Source organism: Streptomyces sp. NPDC059875 (assembly GCF_042731085.1).
Lineage (GTDB): Bacteria > Actinomycetota > Actinomycetes > Streptomycetales > Streptomycetaceae > Streptomyces.
In genome coordinates this window covers 120297-136519 of record NZ_JBHWJZ010000006.1, presented here as the reverse complement: position 1 = coordinate 136519, position 16223 = coordinate 120297, and the positions used below count along the sequence as shown (strand labels likewise).

Annotated in this window: 13 protein-coding genes; 8 read left to right on the top strand and 5 right to left on the bottom strand. The window is 71.7% G+C overall.

Translation table 11 applies throughout. The features are described 5' to 3' along the window. Positions 1–6 precede the first annotated feature (6 nt). The 3 genes from ACFV9D_RS09705 to ACFV9D_RS09695 are packed head-to-tail and all read right to left on the bottom strand — an operon-like array spanning position 7 to position 2770. Positions 7–918 (bottom strand): ABC transporter ATP-binding protein, encoded by a 912-nt coding sequence (locus ACFV9D_RS09705; protein ID WP_385143501.1) that lies wholly within the window; start codon positions 916–918, stop codon positions 7–9. After that, positions 915–1811, bottom strand: a complete 897-nt coding sequence (locus ACFV9D_RS09700) for an ABC transporter permease subunit (RefSeq protein WP_385143499.1) — start codon at positions 1809–1811, stop codon at positions 915–917. Before ACFV9D_RS09700 ends, ACFV9D_RS09705 begins: the two co-directional genes overlap by 4 nt. Then, positions 1808–2770 (bottom strand): ABC transporter ATP-binding protein, encoded by a 963-nt coding sequence (locus ACFV9D_RS09695; RefSeq protein ID WP_385143858.1) that lies wholly within the window; start codon positions 2768–2770, stop codon positions 1808–1810. Before ACFV9D_RS09695 ends, ACFV9D_RS09700 begins: the two co-directional genes overlap by 4 nt. Positions 2771–3017: 247 nt before the next feature. Here ACFV9D_RS09695 and ACFV9D_RS09690 point away from each other — a divergent pair, with 247 nt between their 5' ends. The 8 genes from ACFV9D_RS09690 (at position 3018) to ACFV9D_RS09655 (ending at position 10781) form a co-directional block, all read left to right on the top strand. Then, complete coding sequence (locus tag ACFV9D_RS09690) at positions 3018–3863, top strand: M24 family metallopeptidase (protein WP_385143497.1); 846 nt, start codon at positions 3018–3020, stop codon at positions 3861–3863. After that, entirely contained in the window at positions 3863–5641 is a 1779-nt protein-coding gene (locus ACFV9D_RS09685) for an SDR family oxidoreductase (protein ID WP_385143495.1), read from the top strand. The genes ACFV9D_RS09690 and ACFV9D_RS09685 overlap by 1 nt, the downstream gene beginning before the upstream one ends. Next, positions 5638–6555, top strand: a complete 918-nt coding sequence (locus ACFV9D_RS09680) for a metal-dependent hydrolase (protein ID WP_385143493.1) — start codon at positions 5638–5640, stop codon at positions 6553–6555. The genes ACFV9D_RS09685 and ACFV9D_RS09680 overlap by 4 nt, the downstream gene beginning before the upstream one ends. 25 nt (positions 6556–6580) lie before the next feature. After that, positions 6581–7501 (top strand): MerR family transcriptional regulator, encoded by a 921-nt coding sequence (locus tag ACFV9D_RS09675; RefSeq protein ID WP_385143491.1) that lies wholly within the window; start codon positions 6581–6583, stop codon positions 7499–7501. Positions 7502–7654: 153 nt separating this feature from the next. Continuing rightward, positions 7655–8197, top strand: coding sequence for an RNA 2'-phosphotransferase (locus tag ACFV9D_RS09670; RefSeq protein WP_385143856.1), 543 nt, complete (start codon positions 7655–7657; stop codon positions 8195–8197). A gap of 69 nt (positions 8198–8266) precedes the next feature. Then, complete coding sequence (locus ACFV9D_RS09665; RefSeq protein ID WP_385143489.1) at positions 8267–8719, top strand: hypothetical protein; 453 nt, start codon at positions 8267–8269, stop codon at positions 8717–8719. A gap of 112 nt (positions 8720–8831) precedes the next feature. Further along, positions 8832–9734 (top strand): LLM class flavin-dependent oxidoreductase, encoded by a 903-nt coding sequence (locus ACFV9D_RS09660; RefSeq protein WP_385143487.1) that lies wholly within the window; start codon positions 8832–8834, stop codon positions 9732–9734. A 186-nt stretch (positions 9735–9920) separates the two neighbouring features. After that, positions 9921–10781, top strand: a complete 861-nt coding sequence (locus ACFV9D_RS09655; RefSeq protein ID WP_385143485.1) for a Cof-type HAD-IIB family hydrolase — start codon at positions 9921–9923, stop codon at positions 10779–10781. 12 nt (positions 10782–10793) lie between these two features. On the opposite strand, the gene ACFV9D_RS09650 is transcribed toward ACFV9D_RS09655, so the two are convergent. After that, the gene (locus ACFV9D_RS09650; RefSeq protein WP_385143483.1) at positions 10794–12506 is read right to left on the bottom strand and encodes a GAF domain-containing sensor histidine kinase; all 1713 of its coding nucleotides are present in this window, start codon (positions 12504–12506) and stop codon (positions 10794–10796) included. A gap of 20 nt (positions 12507–12526) precedes the next feature. After that, complete coding sequence (cydD, locus tag ACFV9D_RS09645; RefSeq protein ID WP_385143481.1) at positions 12527–16213, bottom strand: thiol reductant ABC exporter subunit CydD; 3687 nt, start codon at positions 16211–16213, stop codon at positions 12527–12529. Positions 16214–16223: the final 10 nt, after the last annotated feature.

Sequence of the window (16223 nt, the reverse complement as noted above, 5' to 3'; positions counted from 1 at the left end):
CTCCTTTCACGCCGCTACGAGGTACGAGAAGACGGATTCGAGGGACTCGTCCGACGGCGAGACCGTCAGCAGCCGGATCCCCTGCTCCCGGGCGACCCGGGGCAGCAGTTCCGTGAACCGCCCGAAGTCCACCGCCTGGATGCGCAGGGCGCCTTCGGCGAGGTCGACCTCGATGCCGGCCGTGGACGGGTCCGCGATGAGCGCGGCCGCGAGCGCCCGGTCGTCGCTGGAGCGAACGAGATAGCGGTGCGGCCGGTCCGTCATCAGCCGGCGGATCTTGCGGAAGTCGCCGGAGGCCGCGTGACGCCCGGCCACGATGACCTCGATGTGCGAGGCGAGCTGCTCGACCTCCTCCAGGATGTGCGAGGAGAACAGCACCGTGCGGCCCGCGGAGCCCATCCGCCGCAACAGGTCCATCAACTGCATGCGCTGGCGGGGGTCCATGCCGTTGAACGGCTCGTCGAGCAGGAGCACGGACGGATCGTGGACGAGGGCCGACGCCATCTTCACGCGCTGCCGCATGCCCTTGCTGTACGTGGCGATCTTGCGGTCCTGCGCGTACTCCATCTCGACCGTGGCGAGCGCCTGCTGGGCCTCCTTGGCACCCAGTCCGTGCAACTCGGCGTTGGCGACGACGAATTCGCGTCCGGTGAGGAAGTCGTACATCGCTTCCCGCTCGGGGACGACGCCGATCTTCCGGTAGACGGACTCGTTGCGCCAGATCGCCTCGCCGTCGAGGGTGACCGTGCCGGTGGAGGGGGCGAGGAAGCCGCCCATCATGTTGATGAGGGTGGACTTCCCGGCGCCGTTGGGGCCGAGGAGGCCGGTGACACCAGGGCCAATCGTCATGGTGACGTCGTTGACGGCGACGACGTTGCCGAACCACCGAGAGGCGTGGTCGATGTTCAGGGTTGTCACAGCCCGACCTTTCGGTAGCGGCGCATCAGGACTCCGTACGAGCCGGCGATGAGCGCGAGGACGACCAGCAGGTACACCACGCCGACTCCGGCGCCCGGTCCCACTCCGTCCCCTCCGGGGAAGGAGGTGGTGGCGCCGAGGAAGGCGGTCTGCACCCCGTCGATCAGCGTGATCGGCGAGAACAGGCCCATCCACTGGATGGCGTCGAGGTTGTCCGTGCCGTAGGCGATGCCCTGGAGCGTGGAGACCGCGCCGTAGGAGATCACCAGCGTGGCGATGACGGCGGCGACGCCGAAGCCGCGGCGCGGCGTGAGCGCGGCCATGACCAGGCCGATGCCGCCGAACAGCAGAGAGAGCAGCGCCACGGAGACCAGACCCTGGCCGAAGCCCTCGGCCTGGTCGGCGAAGTCCAGCTTCGCGAGCAGCGAGCCGACGAAGAGGATCAACAGCGGCGCGGCGGTGAGGATGAACAGCGCCGAGGCCATCGCCCCGAACTTCGCCAGGACGTAGTCGATCCGCTCGATCGGGCGCGAGAAGTACAGCGGCACCGTCCGGAACCTCAGGTCTCGGGAGACGGACTGGGGGGCCTGGGCGGCCAGGTAGATGCAGATCACCAGCTGGAGGTAGATCGCGTAGGCCGTGTAGTCGACCGGCAGCTTCGACGCCTTGGTGACGACCGCCACCGCCACGATGATCAGCGCGGGAACGCACATCACCGCGAAGAGGATCATCGGCAGCACCTTGGACTTGGCGCTGCGGCCCAGTCCGTACGCGCCGCGCAGCGACTGCGAGAACAGCGCGCGGCGCGCGTACGCGCGGCCGAGGCGCGGCCCGTCGTAGTTGCGGTAGCCGATGTTGTGGATCCGAGTGGTCTCGGGGGCCTGGGAGCTCATCGCGCCGGCACCTCCTCCTGCTGCTGGGCGTCGGGGCGGAAGACCTCGGCGATGTGGTGCCGCCGCTGCTCCATCCGTACGAGTCCGAGGCCGAGGTCGGCGACCGTGTCGCGGACGAGGTCGTACGTCTCCTCGCCCGCGGCCTCCACGAGGAGGATGTGGCCCGCGCCCGGCAGCCCGTCCTCGACACCCTCGTGGAGCGTGACGCCCGCCGCGGCGAGCGCGGTACGCACGGCGTGAGCGCCGTCGGGGTGGGTGTCGGAGTCGGTGACCTCGACCGCGAGGGTCGTGGTGATCTGCGTGAAGTCGCTGGTGGAGCTGGAGCGCAGCAGCTGTCCGCCGTCGATGACGACGACGTGGTCGCAGGTGCGCTCGAGCTCGCCGAGGAGGTGGGAGGTGACGAGGACGGAGATGCCGAAGTCGGTCCAGATCCGTCGGATCAGTCCGAGCATCTCGTCCCGGCCCACCGGGTCGAGGCCGTTGGTGGGCTCGTCGAGGAGGACCAGCTGCGGGTCGTGGACCAGCGCCTGGGCCAGCTTCACCCGCTGCTTCATGCCGGTCGAGTAGCCGCCGATGGGGCGGTACCGCTCCTCGTACAGACCGACATGGCGCAGGGTGTCGGCCGTCCGCTCACGGGCGGCGGTGGCGGGCAGGCCCGACATCCGCGCCATGTGGACGACGAGCTCGGTCGCCGAGACGTCCGGCGGGAGGCAGTCGTGCTCGGGCATGTACCCCACGCGCTCACGGATCTGGGCGCCGGAGGTGGCGACGTCCAGGCCGAGCACTTCGGCTCGGCCTTCCGTGGCGGGGGACAGGCCCAGCAGAATTTTGATCATCGTGGACTTGCCGGCTCCGTTGGCACCCACCAGTCCGGTCACACCGGGCCCGATGTCCAGGGAGAGCCGGTCGAGAGCGGTCACCCGGGGGAACCGCTTGCTGAGGCTTTCGGTGGCGATCACAGTCACGCTTCGAAGGTAGTGGCGCAGACCACAGGAGTCGTCAGCCCAACGGCTCGTTCCGTATCCGACTCCAGGTGTACGAACCCGTAGGGGAGCCGAGACCAAAGTCGTTCGCCGGCCACCGGCACCGAGTTTTCCACAGGCGTCCTGCACACCCCTTGACGCAGCCGCCGGGCATTGTCACATTCATCAGTGTCAAGTTACGACCGCGTAGCGCACGCATACGCTCACGGGACGGACGGGTGGCATGACCTCAGCAGTGACGAGCGAACTGACCGCGGAACTGCGGGGGTTCAGGGAAGTGCAGCGCCTCTCCTTCGAGTGCGCGGAAGCCGTCGCGGCGCAGCTCAAGCCGGGCGTGACCGAGCGCGAGGCCGCGAAGATGCAGCGCGACTGGCTGTACGAGCGGGGTGTGCGGGACTGGTTCCACCGGCCCTTCGCCTGGTTCGGCGACCGTACGGCCTTCGTCGACTTCAAGATCCCCCTGCAGTTCTTCCCCACGAACCGGCGCCTCGAGGCGGGGATGCCGTTCATCCTCGACATGGCCCCGGTGCACAAGGGCTACACCTCGGACATCGGCTACTCCGGCTGCCTGGGTCTCAACCCGGTCCACGACAAGCTCCTCGCCGATCTGAAGGCGCACCGCGAGCTGATCCTGAGCGAGGTGCGCGAGCGCCGCTCGCTGCGGGAGATCTACGAGAACGTGGACCGGCTCATGGTCCGCCAGGGGTACGCCAACCGGCACCGCGCGTATCCCTTCGGCGTGATCGCGCACAAGATCGACCGGGTGAAGGAGCGCCGCTGGTCGCCCACGCTCTTCGGCTTCGGCACCCAGTCGCTGAAGGGGCTGGCGAGCGACGCGATCCACGGCCACCGCGACGGCTGGTCGCCGCTCTGGTCTCCGTACAAGTTCTCCGACCACCCGCCCCGGCCGGGGCTGTGGGCGGTCGAGCCGCACCTCGGATTCCGGGGTACGGGCGCGAAGTTCGAGGAGATCCTGGTCGTCACCGACTCCAAGGACCCCGAACAGAGCGCGTTCTGGCTGGACGACGATCTGCCGCACGTGCGGCGCTGGAACGAAGGAGCGGCGTGATGGCGGGGCTGACGGGGGCGCGGGAGCGCTGGGTCCGTACGGGCGGGATCGAACTGTGCGTGGCCGAGCTGGGCGACGAGAGCCGGCCGACCGTACTGCTCGTGCACGGCTATCCGGACTCCAAGGAGGTCTGGTCCGAGGTCGCGCACCGGCTCGCCGAGCGGTTCCACGTGGTGCTGTACGACGTCCGCGGCCACGGCCGGTCCACCGCGCCGGCCCCGCTGCGTGGCGGATTCACCCTGGAGAAGCTGACGGACGACTTCCTGGCGGTCGCCGACGCGGTGAGCCCGGACCGGCCCGTCCACCTGGTGGGGCACGACTGGGGTTCGGTGCAGTCCTGGGAGTTCGTGACCGTCCCGCGCACCGAGGGCCGGATCGCCTCCTTCACCTCGATGTCGGGCCCGTCCCTGGACCACTTCGGGCACTGGATCAAGCAGCGGATGACCCGGCCCACCCCGCGCCGGGTCGGCCAGCTCCTCGGCCAGGGGGCCAAGTCCTGGTACGTGTACATGCTGCACACCCCCGTCCTGCCCGAGCTCGCGTGGCGCGGCCCGCTCGGCAAGCAGTGGCCGAAGCTGCTCCAGCGCATCGAGAAGGTCCCGGCCGGCGACTACCCGACGCCCTCCCTGCCCAACGACGCGGCGCACGGCGCCTGGCTCTACCGGGACAACGTCCGCGCGCGACTGGGCCGTCCGCGCGCCGACGCGTACGCACACGCCCCGGTCCAGCTGATCACGCCGACCGGTGACGCCTTCCTCTCGGAGCGGCTCTACGACGACCTCGCCACCTGGGTACCGGAACTGACCCGGCGCTCCCTGCCGGCCAAGCACTGGGTGCCGCGCACCAGGCCCGACCAACTCGCCGCCTGGATCACCGAGTTCGTGGACCGCAACGAGGACCCGTCGATGAAGGCGCCCGCGCCGGCGACGAAGAGCCAGGCGAAGCCGGAGTACGCCGAGCGGTTCGGCGGCCAGCTGGTCCTGGTGACCGGCGCCGCGAGCGGTATCGGCCGAGCCACCGCCTTCGCCTTCGCCGAGGCGGGCGCGCGGATCGTCGCCGTCGACCGGGACGGCGAGGGCGCGGCACGGACGGCGGAGATGTCGCGGCTGATCGGCGCGCCCGAGGCCTGGGGCGAGACCGTCGACGTCAGCGACGAGCAGGCCATGGAGAAGCTCGCCTCGAAGGTGGCGAGCGAGTACGGAATCGTCGACGTCCTGGTCAACAACGCCGGGATCGGTCTGTCCGGCTCGTTCTTCGAGACGACCACCGAGGAGTGGAAGAAGGTCCTGGACGTCAATCTCTGGGGCGTCATCCACGGCTGCCGGATCTTCGGAGGACAGATGGCCGAACGCGGCCAGGGCGGCCACATCGTCAACACCGCCTCCGCCGCGGCCTTCCAGCCCTCCCGCGCCCTGCCCGCGTACAGCACGTCCAAGGCGGCCGTGCTCATGCTGAGCGAGTGCCTGCGCGCCGAAATGGCGGGCCAGGGCATCGGGGTCTCGGCGATCTGCCCCGGAATCGTGAACACCAACATCACCGCCACGGCCCGGTTCGCCGGGGCCGCCGACGAGGAACAGAAGCGCCGACAGAAGGAGGCCTCCCGCCTCTACGGCCTGCGCAACTACCCGCCGGAGAAGGTCGCGGACGCGATTCTGCGGGCCGTCGTACGCAACCAGGCCGTCGTCCCCGTCACTCCGGAGGCGCGCGGCGCCCACTTCATGTCCCGATTCGCCCCCAGGGCCCTGCGGGCGATAGCCCGACTGGAGCCACCGGCATGAGCAACGAGGAGCACACGGAGCACCATGTGATCGCGCCGCGGCGGGTCTCCTTCGACTGGGAGTCCACCCCGCTGCACTGGATACCGGACGAGCCGACCGCCACCCATGTGATCAACGTCCTCCATCTGCTCCTGCCCGCCGGGGAGCGGTGGTTCGTCAAGGTCTTCAAGGAGGCCCTGCCGCTGGTCCGCGACCCGGCGCTGCTCAAGGACGTCAAGGGCTTCATGGGCCAGGAGGCCACCCACAGCGTCCAGCACGCCTCTGTGCTGGACCACCTGGCCGCCCAACGGTTGGACACCTCGGCGTACACCCGGCACGTGGACTTCCTCTTCGAGAAGCTCCTCGGCGAGACCCCGCCGTGGGGCGTGCCGATACCGACCCAGGAGTGGCTGCGCTTCCGGCTCTCCCTCATCGCGGCGATCGAGCAGTTCACCGCGGTGCTGGGGAACTGGGTGCTGCACGCCGAGGCGCTCGACCGGGCGGAGTGCGACCCGGTCATGCTGGATCTGCTGCGCTGGCACGGCGCGGAGGAGGTCGAGCACCGGGCGGTCGCCTTCGACATGTACCAGCACTGCGGGGGCACGGGGGCGGCGCGCTATGCCCGCCGTATCGAGGGCATGGCCGTCACCGCACCCGTACTCCTGTGGCTGTGGGCGTGGGGCGCCTCGTACCTGATCCGGCACGATCCCCGCCTGGCGGGCCGGCTGCGGTATTCGCTGCGCGCGCACAACCAGGCGGTCGCCAAGGGGCTGCTGCCGAGCTGGCGCGAGCTGGGCGCGGCCGTACCCCGCTACTTCCGGCGGTCGTACCATCCCTCGCAGGAGGGGTCCCTGCGCAAGGCCGTGGAGTACCTCGCGTCCTCTCCCGCGGCGAGGGCCGCCGCAGGCGCGGTGGGTCGCGCCGCGATCGGGTAGCCGGAGCGAGCGGGTGGGAGCGGGTTTGTCGGAGCAGTCGACGGAGTACCGGATCGAGGACCTGGCCCACCACAGCGGTGCCACGGTCCGGACGATCCGTGCCTACCAGGACCGCGGCCTGTTGCCCCGGCCGGAGCGCCGGGGCAGGTCCAACGTGTACGGGGACACGCATCTGGCCCGGCTGCGGCAGATCGCCGATCTGCTGGACCGCGGGTACACCCTGGCCTCCATCAAGGAGCTCCTGGAGGCCTGGGACGCGGGGCGCGGGCTGGGCGGCGTGTTGGGTCTGGTCGCCGAGGTCGACGGTCCCTGGACGGACGAGAAGGCCGACCGGATCTCCCGCGAGGAGCTGGACGCCACGTTCGGCGGCAAGCCCGACGAGGACGCGATCCGGGAGGCGATCGAGCTCGGGGTCCTGGAGCGGGTGACGGACCGGGACGACGAGTTCCTGGTGCCGAGCCCCCAAGAGCTGGCGGTGGCGGCGGAGTTGTACGAGGCTGGCGTGCCGCTCTCCGCAATCTCTGGTCATCTGCGGGAACTTCGCGTCCAGGTCGAGCACATCGCCTCGCGCTTCCTGGAGTTCACCACCGAGCACGTCTTCGCACGGTATCTGGAGCACCGGCCGCCGACGGACGCCGACGCGGCCGCGGCGGCGACGATGGTGCGCAGGCTGCGGCCGCTCGCCCAGCAGACCGTCGATGCCGAACTCGCGCGTGCGATGCGCCTGTTCGCCACCCGGCATCTGCAGCACCACCTGTCACCCGACCCTCCGCCGGCGCGGGACGACGAGCCCCGTCCGGTGGCGCTTCCGTCCGGAACGATCCGGGCCGTTCAGCGGCTGGTTGGCGCGGAGAACGTGGCGGCGTTCATCACGGCCGCGACCGAACGTGAGGTACAGACAAGAAGATTGGACACGCTCGCCTCAAATGCCATGGAAGACAGCTAAATAGCCCAATACCCCTTAAATCGCAGGCCTGTTGTCCACAGAATCGTCAATTCCCCTGTGGATAACTCCAGTTGGCTGTGGATCAAACATCCGTGCTGCAATTCAATGGCCCGCCCGGCGACCCTCCGGCATCCTGTCGCCATGAACAGACCGATGGACGAGAGACGCACCGTGAAGGTGTCGAAGTACCTCTCGAAGCATCTGCGCCATCAGCCCGAGCGGATCGGACTGGTCCTCGACGCCAACGGCTGGACCGAGATCGACACCCTCCTGCGGGCGGCGGCCGCGCACGGATTCCCGATCAGCCGCGCCGAGCTGGACCATGTCGTCGCCGCCAACGACAAGAAGCGCTTCGCGATCGAGGGAACACGGATCCGGGCCAGTCAGGGCCACACCGTCACGGTGGACCTGGACCTTCCGCCCGCCGAGCCGCCCGCGTTCCTCTACCACGGTACGGTCGCCGCCCGCCTGGACGCCATCCGGGCCGAGGGCCTGCGCCCCATGGCCCGCCACCACGTCCATCTCTCCCCCGACCGCGAGACCGCGACCCGGGTCGGCGCTCGCCGCGGCCGCCCGGTGGTCCTGAGCGTCGACGCCGGGGCGATGCACCGGGCCGGGTACGTCTTCCACGTCAGCGCCAACGGCGTCTGGCTGACGGACACCGTCCCCCCGGAGTTCCTCCGCTTTCCCGGCTGAGCCTCCCCGGCCGAGATCTCGACCTCACGGCCGATCCAGCCGGGCCGGCGGCGAGGCATGATCGTTGCCATGGGACACCCGCACCTGCCCACCACCGAGTCGGCCGTCGCCGCGATCCGCGAGATCGCCCACGAGTACAACCTGGAGATGACCGTCACCGACGACATCGGTGCGGACCAGACCTCCCGCCGCACGTCCTCCGGCGTCTTCACCGTCCTCGACCCGGACGGTTCGCTTCCGCACGAGGCGTTCGTCGAGCTCGGCGGCTCGCCCCCGGTCAGCGTCCAGCTCTTCCCCGAGGACGACGCGAAGATCACCGTCGACGGGGTGGCGTTCGAGGACATCCCCCGCGACTCCGTCCCCGCCTTCCTGCGCTCCGTCCACGGCGGGCTCGCCCATGTGAAGGGCAGGTTCTTCCCTCCCGGCTGGTGGCTGGTCGTCCCCCTCCCCGGCGACGAGACGTACAAGGAACTCGTCCTGGACGGCTCGCTCAGCACCTGGCTGAGCCGGCGGGTCCGCTGACCCGGGCCACGTACGCCGCCCGCCGCCGGCGGCTGCCCGGCCACCCCGCGGGCACCGCCCTCCGCCACCGGGCGACGGGAGAGTCCCCCGAGACCGTCGTAGGCTCGAGTGCATGACCTTGCGCCTGAGTACCGTGATCCTTCCCGTCCACCGCTGGCACGACGGCGGACGCGAGCGCTGGCGGCGGGCCGAGGAGCTCGGCTTCCACGCCGGCTACACCTACGACCACCTGTCCTGGCGGAACTTCCGCGAGGGCCCCTGGTTCGGCGCGCTGCCCACGCTCACCGCCGCCGCGACGGCCACCGAGCGGCTGCGCCTGGGCACCCTGGTCACCTCGCCGAACTTCCGGCACCCCGTGACGCTCGCCAAGGAGCTCATCTCCCTGGACGACATCTCGGGCGGCAGGGTCACGCTCGGCATCGGCGCGGGCGGCAACGGCTTCGACGCCACCGTGCTCGGCCAGGAGGCATGGACCCCGAAGGAGCGGGCCGACCGGTTCGGCGAGTTCCTGCCACTCCTCGACCGGCTGCTCACCGAGGACGTGGTGACGGAGCGGGGCACCCACTACTCCGCGCACGAGGCCCACAACATCCCCGGCTGCGTCCAGCGCCCGCGGCTGCCGTTCGCCGTGGCGGCCACCGGCCCGCGCGGCCTGAAGCTCGCCGCGCGCCACGGGCAGGCGTGGGTGACCACCGGCGACCCGAAGCTGTTCGAGGAGGGCACGCCCGAGCAGTCGTTCGAGGCGATCCGCGGCCAGGCCGAGAAGCTCGGCAAGGCGTGCGCGGACCTCGGCCGGGACGTGGCCGAGCTGGACAAGGTGCTGCTCACCGGCTTCACCCCGGACCGCGCGCGGCCGCTGGAGTCCTTGGATGCCTTCGTCGACTTCGCCGGCCGTCATCAGGAGCTCGGCTTCACCGAGATCGTGATCCACTGGCCCGTCCCCGACTCGGGCTTCGCGGCCGACCAGGCCGTCTTCGAGAAGATCGCCACCGAGGCCGTCGCACAGCTCGGCTGACCCGGGAGCCGGAGCGGCGCCGGAGCCCGGTGCCGCGAAGGAGACCGGAGCGGCGGACGCGCCGTGGCGGCCGGGGCGGCGGTCGCCGTGGCGGCCGGGGCAGGTGCGACGGGAACGGACAGAATCGTCCCTCTCAGATGTGCGCCCCCTCGCACGCCCGTGCACGCGGTACGGAAGAATGGATCGGTGACCTCACCCCACTCCCCGCGCCCTGCCGCCCCGGCCCCCCGGCTGATCGCCACCGACCTCGACGGCACCCTGCTGCGTGACGACAAGTCCGTCTCGGAGCGCACGGTCGCGGCGCTCGCCGCCGCCGAGCGGGCCGGGATCGAGGTCTTCTTCGTCACCGGCCGTCCGGCCCGCTGGATGGACGTGGTCAGCGACCACGTCCACGGCCACGGCATGGCGATCTGCGCCAACGGCGCGGCCATCGTCGATCTGCACGCGGGCGGAACGTTCCTGAAGGTGCGCCCGCTGGAGCGGGACGTCGCGCTCGATGTCGTGACGACACTGCGCGCCGCCGCTCCGGGCACCTCGTTCGCGGTCGAGCTCACCACCGGCATCCACTACGAGCCGCAGTACCCGCCCTTCTTCCTCGACCCGGGCGCGACCGTCGCCACCGCGGAGAAGCTCCTCTTCGAGGAGGAGCCCGGGGCCGCCGCCCCGGTGCTCAAGCTGCTCGCCCAGCACCCGGATCTCGACCCCGACGCCTTCCTGTCCACGGCCCGGGCGGCCGCCGGGGATCTGGCCTCGTTCACCCGCTCCAGCCCGACCGCGCTCCTCGAGATCAGCGGCCTCGGCGTCTCCAAGGCGTCCACCCTGGCTCTCTTCTGCGCCGAGCGGGGCATCTCCGCCGACGAGGTCGTCGCCTTCGGCGACATGCCCAACGACATCGAGATGCTCAGCTGGGCGGGCCGCTCGTACGCGATGGGCAACGCCCACCCGGACGTGATCGCCGCCGCCTCCGGCCATACGGTCGCCAACAACGAGGACGGCGTGGCCGTCGTCATCGAACGGATCCTCGCGGGCACCGTCGACGACGCCTGACGGGCCCGGCGGCTACAGCGGGGCCTGCCACACCACCGTCGTACCCCCGCCGTCCTCTCCGATCCCCGGACCGCACCAGCTCGATCCGCCCAGGGACTCGGCGCGCCGGGTCAGATTGCGCAGTCCGCTGCGCCGGCCGCCCTCCGGGATGCCGACCCCGTCGTCCGCGACGGAGAGCCGGACCCCGGCGGTGCCGTCGGGCAGTGCGGCTCCCGCGTCGACGACGACCTCGATCCGGGTGGCCTCCGCGTGCCGGAAGGCGTTGGAGAGGGCTTCGCGCAGAGCCGCGATGAGGTTCTTGCCGGTGAGGTCGCCGACGGTCGAGTCGATCGCGCCGAGGAAGCGGTGCGCGGGCTTGAAGCCCAGGGGCACGGCCGCCATGTTGATCTCCCGCAGGACGCGGGTGCGCAGCCCGGACGGGGCCTCGGCGGGTCCCTGCTGGAGCGCGAAGATCGCGGTACGGATCTCCTGGATGGTCACGTCCAGTTCATCCACGGCCTTGCCGACGCCCTCGCGCACCGCCGGCACGATCGACTTGCGCTGGGCGCTCTCCAGCATCATCCCGGTGGCGAACAGCCGCTGGATGACGAGGTCGTGCAGGTCGCGGGCGATCCGGTCGCGGTCCTCGTAGACGGCGAGCCGCTCCCGGTCGCGCTGCGCGTCGGCCATCATCAGCGCGAGCGCGGCCTGGGAGGCGAACTGGGTGGCCAGGGTCCGCTCCGTCTCGGTGAACGGGCGACCGCCCCGTGTGCGGGGCATGGCGAGCGCGCCGAGCACCTTGCCGCCGCTGTGCAGGGGCAGCAGCATGCTCGGTCCGTACTGGCCCGCCAGTCGGCTGATCATGCGCGGGTCGCCGGAGGCGTCGTCCACGAAGACCGCCTCGCCCTCCAGCAGCCGCTCCACCACGGTGCTCTCGGGTGGGATCACCACGCCCAGCGACTTGCTCGGCCGGTCGGCGGAGACGGCGACGATCTCCAGGCCGCCGTCCTGGGCGGGCAGCAGCACGATCCCGGCGGCCGCGTCGGCGAGTCGGCGGGCCTGTTCGGCGACCACGGCGAGGGCGTCGTCCGCGTCGCCGCCGGAGAGCAGGGCGGTGGTGACGGCCACCGAGCCGTCGATCCAGCGCTCGCGCTGGCGGGCGGCTTCGTAGAGGCGGGCGTTGCCGATGGCGATCCCGGCCTCGGTGGCGAGGACGCGGACCATGTGGACGTCGTAGTCGCTGAACTCGCCGCCGCCGTTCTTCTCGGCGAGGTAGAGGTTGCCGAAGATCTCCCCCTGGACGCGGATGGGGACGCCGAGGAAGGTCCGCATCGGAGGGTGTCCCGGCGGGAAACCGGCGGCGCGCGGGTCGGTGGACAGGTCGGCCAGCCGGATCGTCTCGGGGTCGCGGATCAGCGCGCCGAGCAGCCCCGCGTGGCCGTCGGGGCGCCGCCCGATCCGGCGCGCGACGTCCTCGTCGACCCCGTAGGTGACGAAGTCGGAGAGCCCCTCGCCTTCCTCGTCGACGACACCGATCGCGGCGTAGCGTGCGTCGGCGAGTTCGGCGGCTGTCTCGCAGATCCGGTCGAGGGTCGAGTGGAGTTCGAGTCCCGTGCCGACGGAGCGCATGGCCTCGAGGAGCTGTGGCACCCGTGCCGTGAGCTCCGTGGACAGGCCCTGGAGGCTGCGGGTGGCCTGGGTCGCGGCTTCCAGGGGGTCGGGGACGTCGGGCACGGCGGCGGTCATGGCCTTGAGCCTAGTAAGTCCTATTTGGCGAGAAAAGTCGGGTGGCCCGTCGTTCTCTCCGGGGCGAGCAGGAGATCGCTCTCCCGTTCCTGCTCCAGCATCCGGCGCAAGGGGCCTTCGGCCTGCGCGAGCTCGGCGTAGGGCCCGCGCTGCACGGTGCGGCCCTCGTCCAGGACCAGCACCTCGTCGACGGCGTCGAGGCCGCGCAGCCGGTGGGTGATCAGGACGGTGGTGCGGCCTTCGGTGGCCAGCAGCAGGTCGTCGGTGAGCGCGTCCGCCGTGGCCAGGTCGAGGTGCTCGGCCGGTTCGTCGAGGACGAGGACGGGGAAGTCGGCGAGGAGCGCCCTGGCGAGCGCGAGGCGCTGCCGCTGACCGCCGGAGAGCCGTGAGCCGTGCTCGCCGACCTGGGTGTCGAGGCCGTCCGGCAGCCCGTCCACCCAGTCGAGGAGCCGGGCGCGGCCGAGCGCGGCGCGCAGTTCGTCGTCTTCTGCGCCGATGCGCGCCAGGCGCAGGTTCTCGCGGATGGTGCTGTCGAACGTGTGGGCGTCCTGGGCGCAGAGTCCGACGAAGCGGCGGACGTCGTCGCCGTTGAGCTCCGCCGCCTCCGTCCCCCCGAGCCGGTACGAGCCGGCGTCGGCGTCCAGGAAGCGCAGCAGCACGTGGGCGAGGGTGGTCTTTCCCGATCCGGAGGCGCCGACGACGGCGACCCGGCGTCCGGCCTCCAGGGTGAGCGTGAAGCCGCTGAGGGCCTCCCGCTCCTGCCCCGCGTGGCGGGCGGAGAGGCCGGCGACCTCCAGCGGGAAGGGGCTCTGCGGGGGTGTGGCGGGCTGTGCGGGCTCGTGTACGGGTGCGGGGGCGTCGAGCACTTCGTACACCCGCTCGGCGCTGCGCTTGACGCGCTGGCGGTACTGGACGGCGAGCGGGAGGCCGGTGACGGCTTCGAAGGCGGCGAGGGGGGTGAGGACGACGACGGCGAGCGTCACGCCGTCGAGGCGTCCGTCACGGACGGCCTGGACGCCGACGAACGCGGCGGCGGCGACCGTCACTCCGCAGGCGAGTGCGGAAAGACCGGCTCCGAGCGCGGTGGCGGCGGCCTGGCGGGAGGCGATGGCGGTGAGCGTACGGTCGGCGGCCCTGGCCCGCTCGATACGGCCCTTCAGCGCTCCGGCGACCGTCAGTTCGGCGCAGCCGCGCAGCAGGTCGAGGACCGTGACGGCCAGCGCGCCGCGGGCGGGTGCCAGCCGTTGTTCGGCGCGGCGCGCGAGGGCGCCGCTCAGCAGCGGGACGGCCGCACCCGCGGTCAGCAGACCCACGGCGAGCACGGCGCCTGCCTCGGGCAGCAGCCAGGTGGTGAACCCGACGGAGCCTGCGCCGACGACGAGCGCGGCGCCCGCGGGCAGGAGCCAGCGCAGCCAGTAGTCCTGGAGGGCGTCGACGTCCTGGACGAGTCGGGAGAGCAGGTCGCCTCGGCGGGTGCGGCGCAGCCCGGCGGGGGCGATGCGCTCCAGGCGTTGGTAGACCGAGACCCGCAGTTCCGCGAGCATCCGCAGCACGGCGTCGTGGGACACGATCCGCTCGGCGTACCGGAACACCGCCCGCCCGATGCCGAAGGCCCGCGTGGCGGTGACGGCCACCATCAGATAGAGCACGGGCGGCTGTTCGGATGCCCGCGAGATGAGCCACCCGGACACGGCCATGAGCCCGACGGCGGAGCCCAGTGCCAGGCTTCCGAGCAGCAGGGCGAGCCCCATCCGTCCCCGGAGCTCGCCGGCCATGGCGCGTACGCGCCGAAAGACGGCGCTCCCGCCGGGACTCGTCGCCGCGCCGCGCGCGCCGCCCGCTCCGGGACCGGCGGGTGCGGGCGTCTGCCCACCCGCTGCGTCCAGGCGGTCCGCACCGGACGGCGCCCCGGCGAGCGTCTCGCGCTCGCCGGCCGCGACGAGATCGGCGGGGTCGACGGTCGCGCCCGGGCCGCCGGGCGTGGCGTGCACCGCAGCCGACACCGCGCCCGCGCCACCGGGTGCGGGGCGTCCGCCCGACTGCGGCGCCGCGCCGTCCCCGGAGGGGGAGGCGGCGGGTGCCAGGGTCACGACGCGGTCGGCGACCGCGAGCAGCGCCGGGCGGTGGACGACCAGAAGCACCGTACGGCCGGCGGCGAGACGGCGCACCGCGTCGACGACGGCCGCCTCCGTCTCGCCGTCCAGCGCGGCCGTGGGCTCGTCCAGAAGAAGCAGTGGCCGGTCGGCGAGGAACGCCCGGGCCAGGGCGAGGCGTTGACGCTGGCCCGCGGAGAGGCCCACGCCCTCCTCGCCCAGCAGCGTCTCGACGCCCTCCGGGAGGTCCGCCACGAACGCGTCGGCCCCGGCGTTTCGGAGCGCCTCGCGAACCGCCTCGTCGGAGGCGTCCGGCCGGGCCAGGCGGACGTTCTCGGCGATGGTGCCCGCGAAGAGGTACGGACGCTGCGGCACCCAGGCGATCCGCGACCGCCACTCCTCCACGTCCAGCGCACCGAGCTCCACGCCCCCGACGCGGACGGAGCCGCCCGCCTCCGGCGCGGTGAACCCGAGCACCACATCGAGCAGCGTCGACTTGCCCACCCCGCTCGGGCCCACCAGGGCCACCGTCTCGCCCGGCTCCACGACGAGCGAGGCCGCGTCCAACGAGGGTTCCGTGCGCCCCGCGTGCCGCACGGTCACGTTCTCCAGCGCGATGCGCGGCGAGGACGGAACCGCGCCCGTGCCATGCTCCGTCACCGAGGTCTCCAGGACCTCGAAGATCTCCTCCGCGGCGGCCAGCCCCTCCGCAGCCGCGTGGTACTGCGCCCCCACCTGCCGGATCGGCAGATAGGCCTCGGGCGCCAGCACCAGGATGACCAGACCGGTGTACAGGTCGAGGTCTCCGTGGACCAGCCGCATGCCGATGCCGACCGCGACCAGCGCCACCGACAGCGTCGACAGCAACTCCAGGGCGAAGGACGACAGGAACGCGATGCGCAGCGTCTTCATCGTCGCCTGTCGGTACTCCGACGTGATGGCGCGGATCGACTCGGCCTGCGCCTTGGCCCGTCCGAACACCTTGAGGGTCGGCAGCCCGGCCACCACATCGAGGAAGTGTCCCGAGAGCCGGGACAGCAACTTCCACTGCCGGTCCATCCGGGCCTGGGTGTACCAGCCGATCAGGATCATGAAGAGCGGGATGAGCGGCAGGGTCACGACGATGACCGCCGCCGAGATCCAGTCCTCGGTGACGATCCTCGCCAGGACCGCCACGGGAACCACCACCGCGAGCCCCAACTGCGGCAGATAGCGCGAGAAGTAGTCGTCGAGCGCGTCCACTCCGCGGGTCGCCAGCGCGGCCAGCGAGCCGGCCTTCTGTCCGCTGAGCCACCCCGGTCCCAGCGCGGCCGCCTGCGCCAGCACTCGGCCCCGCAGTTCGGACTTGACCGCCGCGCTCGCTCGGTGGGCGGCCAGCTCGGTCAGCCAGGAGACCAGCCCCCGCCCCACCGCGACTCCGGCGAGCAGCAGTAGCGGCGTGGTCAGGTCGGAAACCGACAGGCCCTTCTGGAAGGCCCCCACCACCACCTCGGCGATGAGCATCGCCTGGGCGACGACCAGCGCCGCCCCGGCCAGGCCGAGAACCACCACGGCCGTCAGGAAGAGACGGGTGGCCCTGGCGTACCGGAGCAGACGCGGATCGATCGGTTTCACGTGAAACATT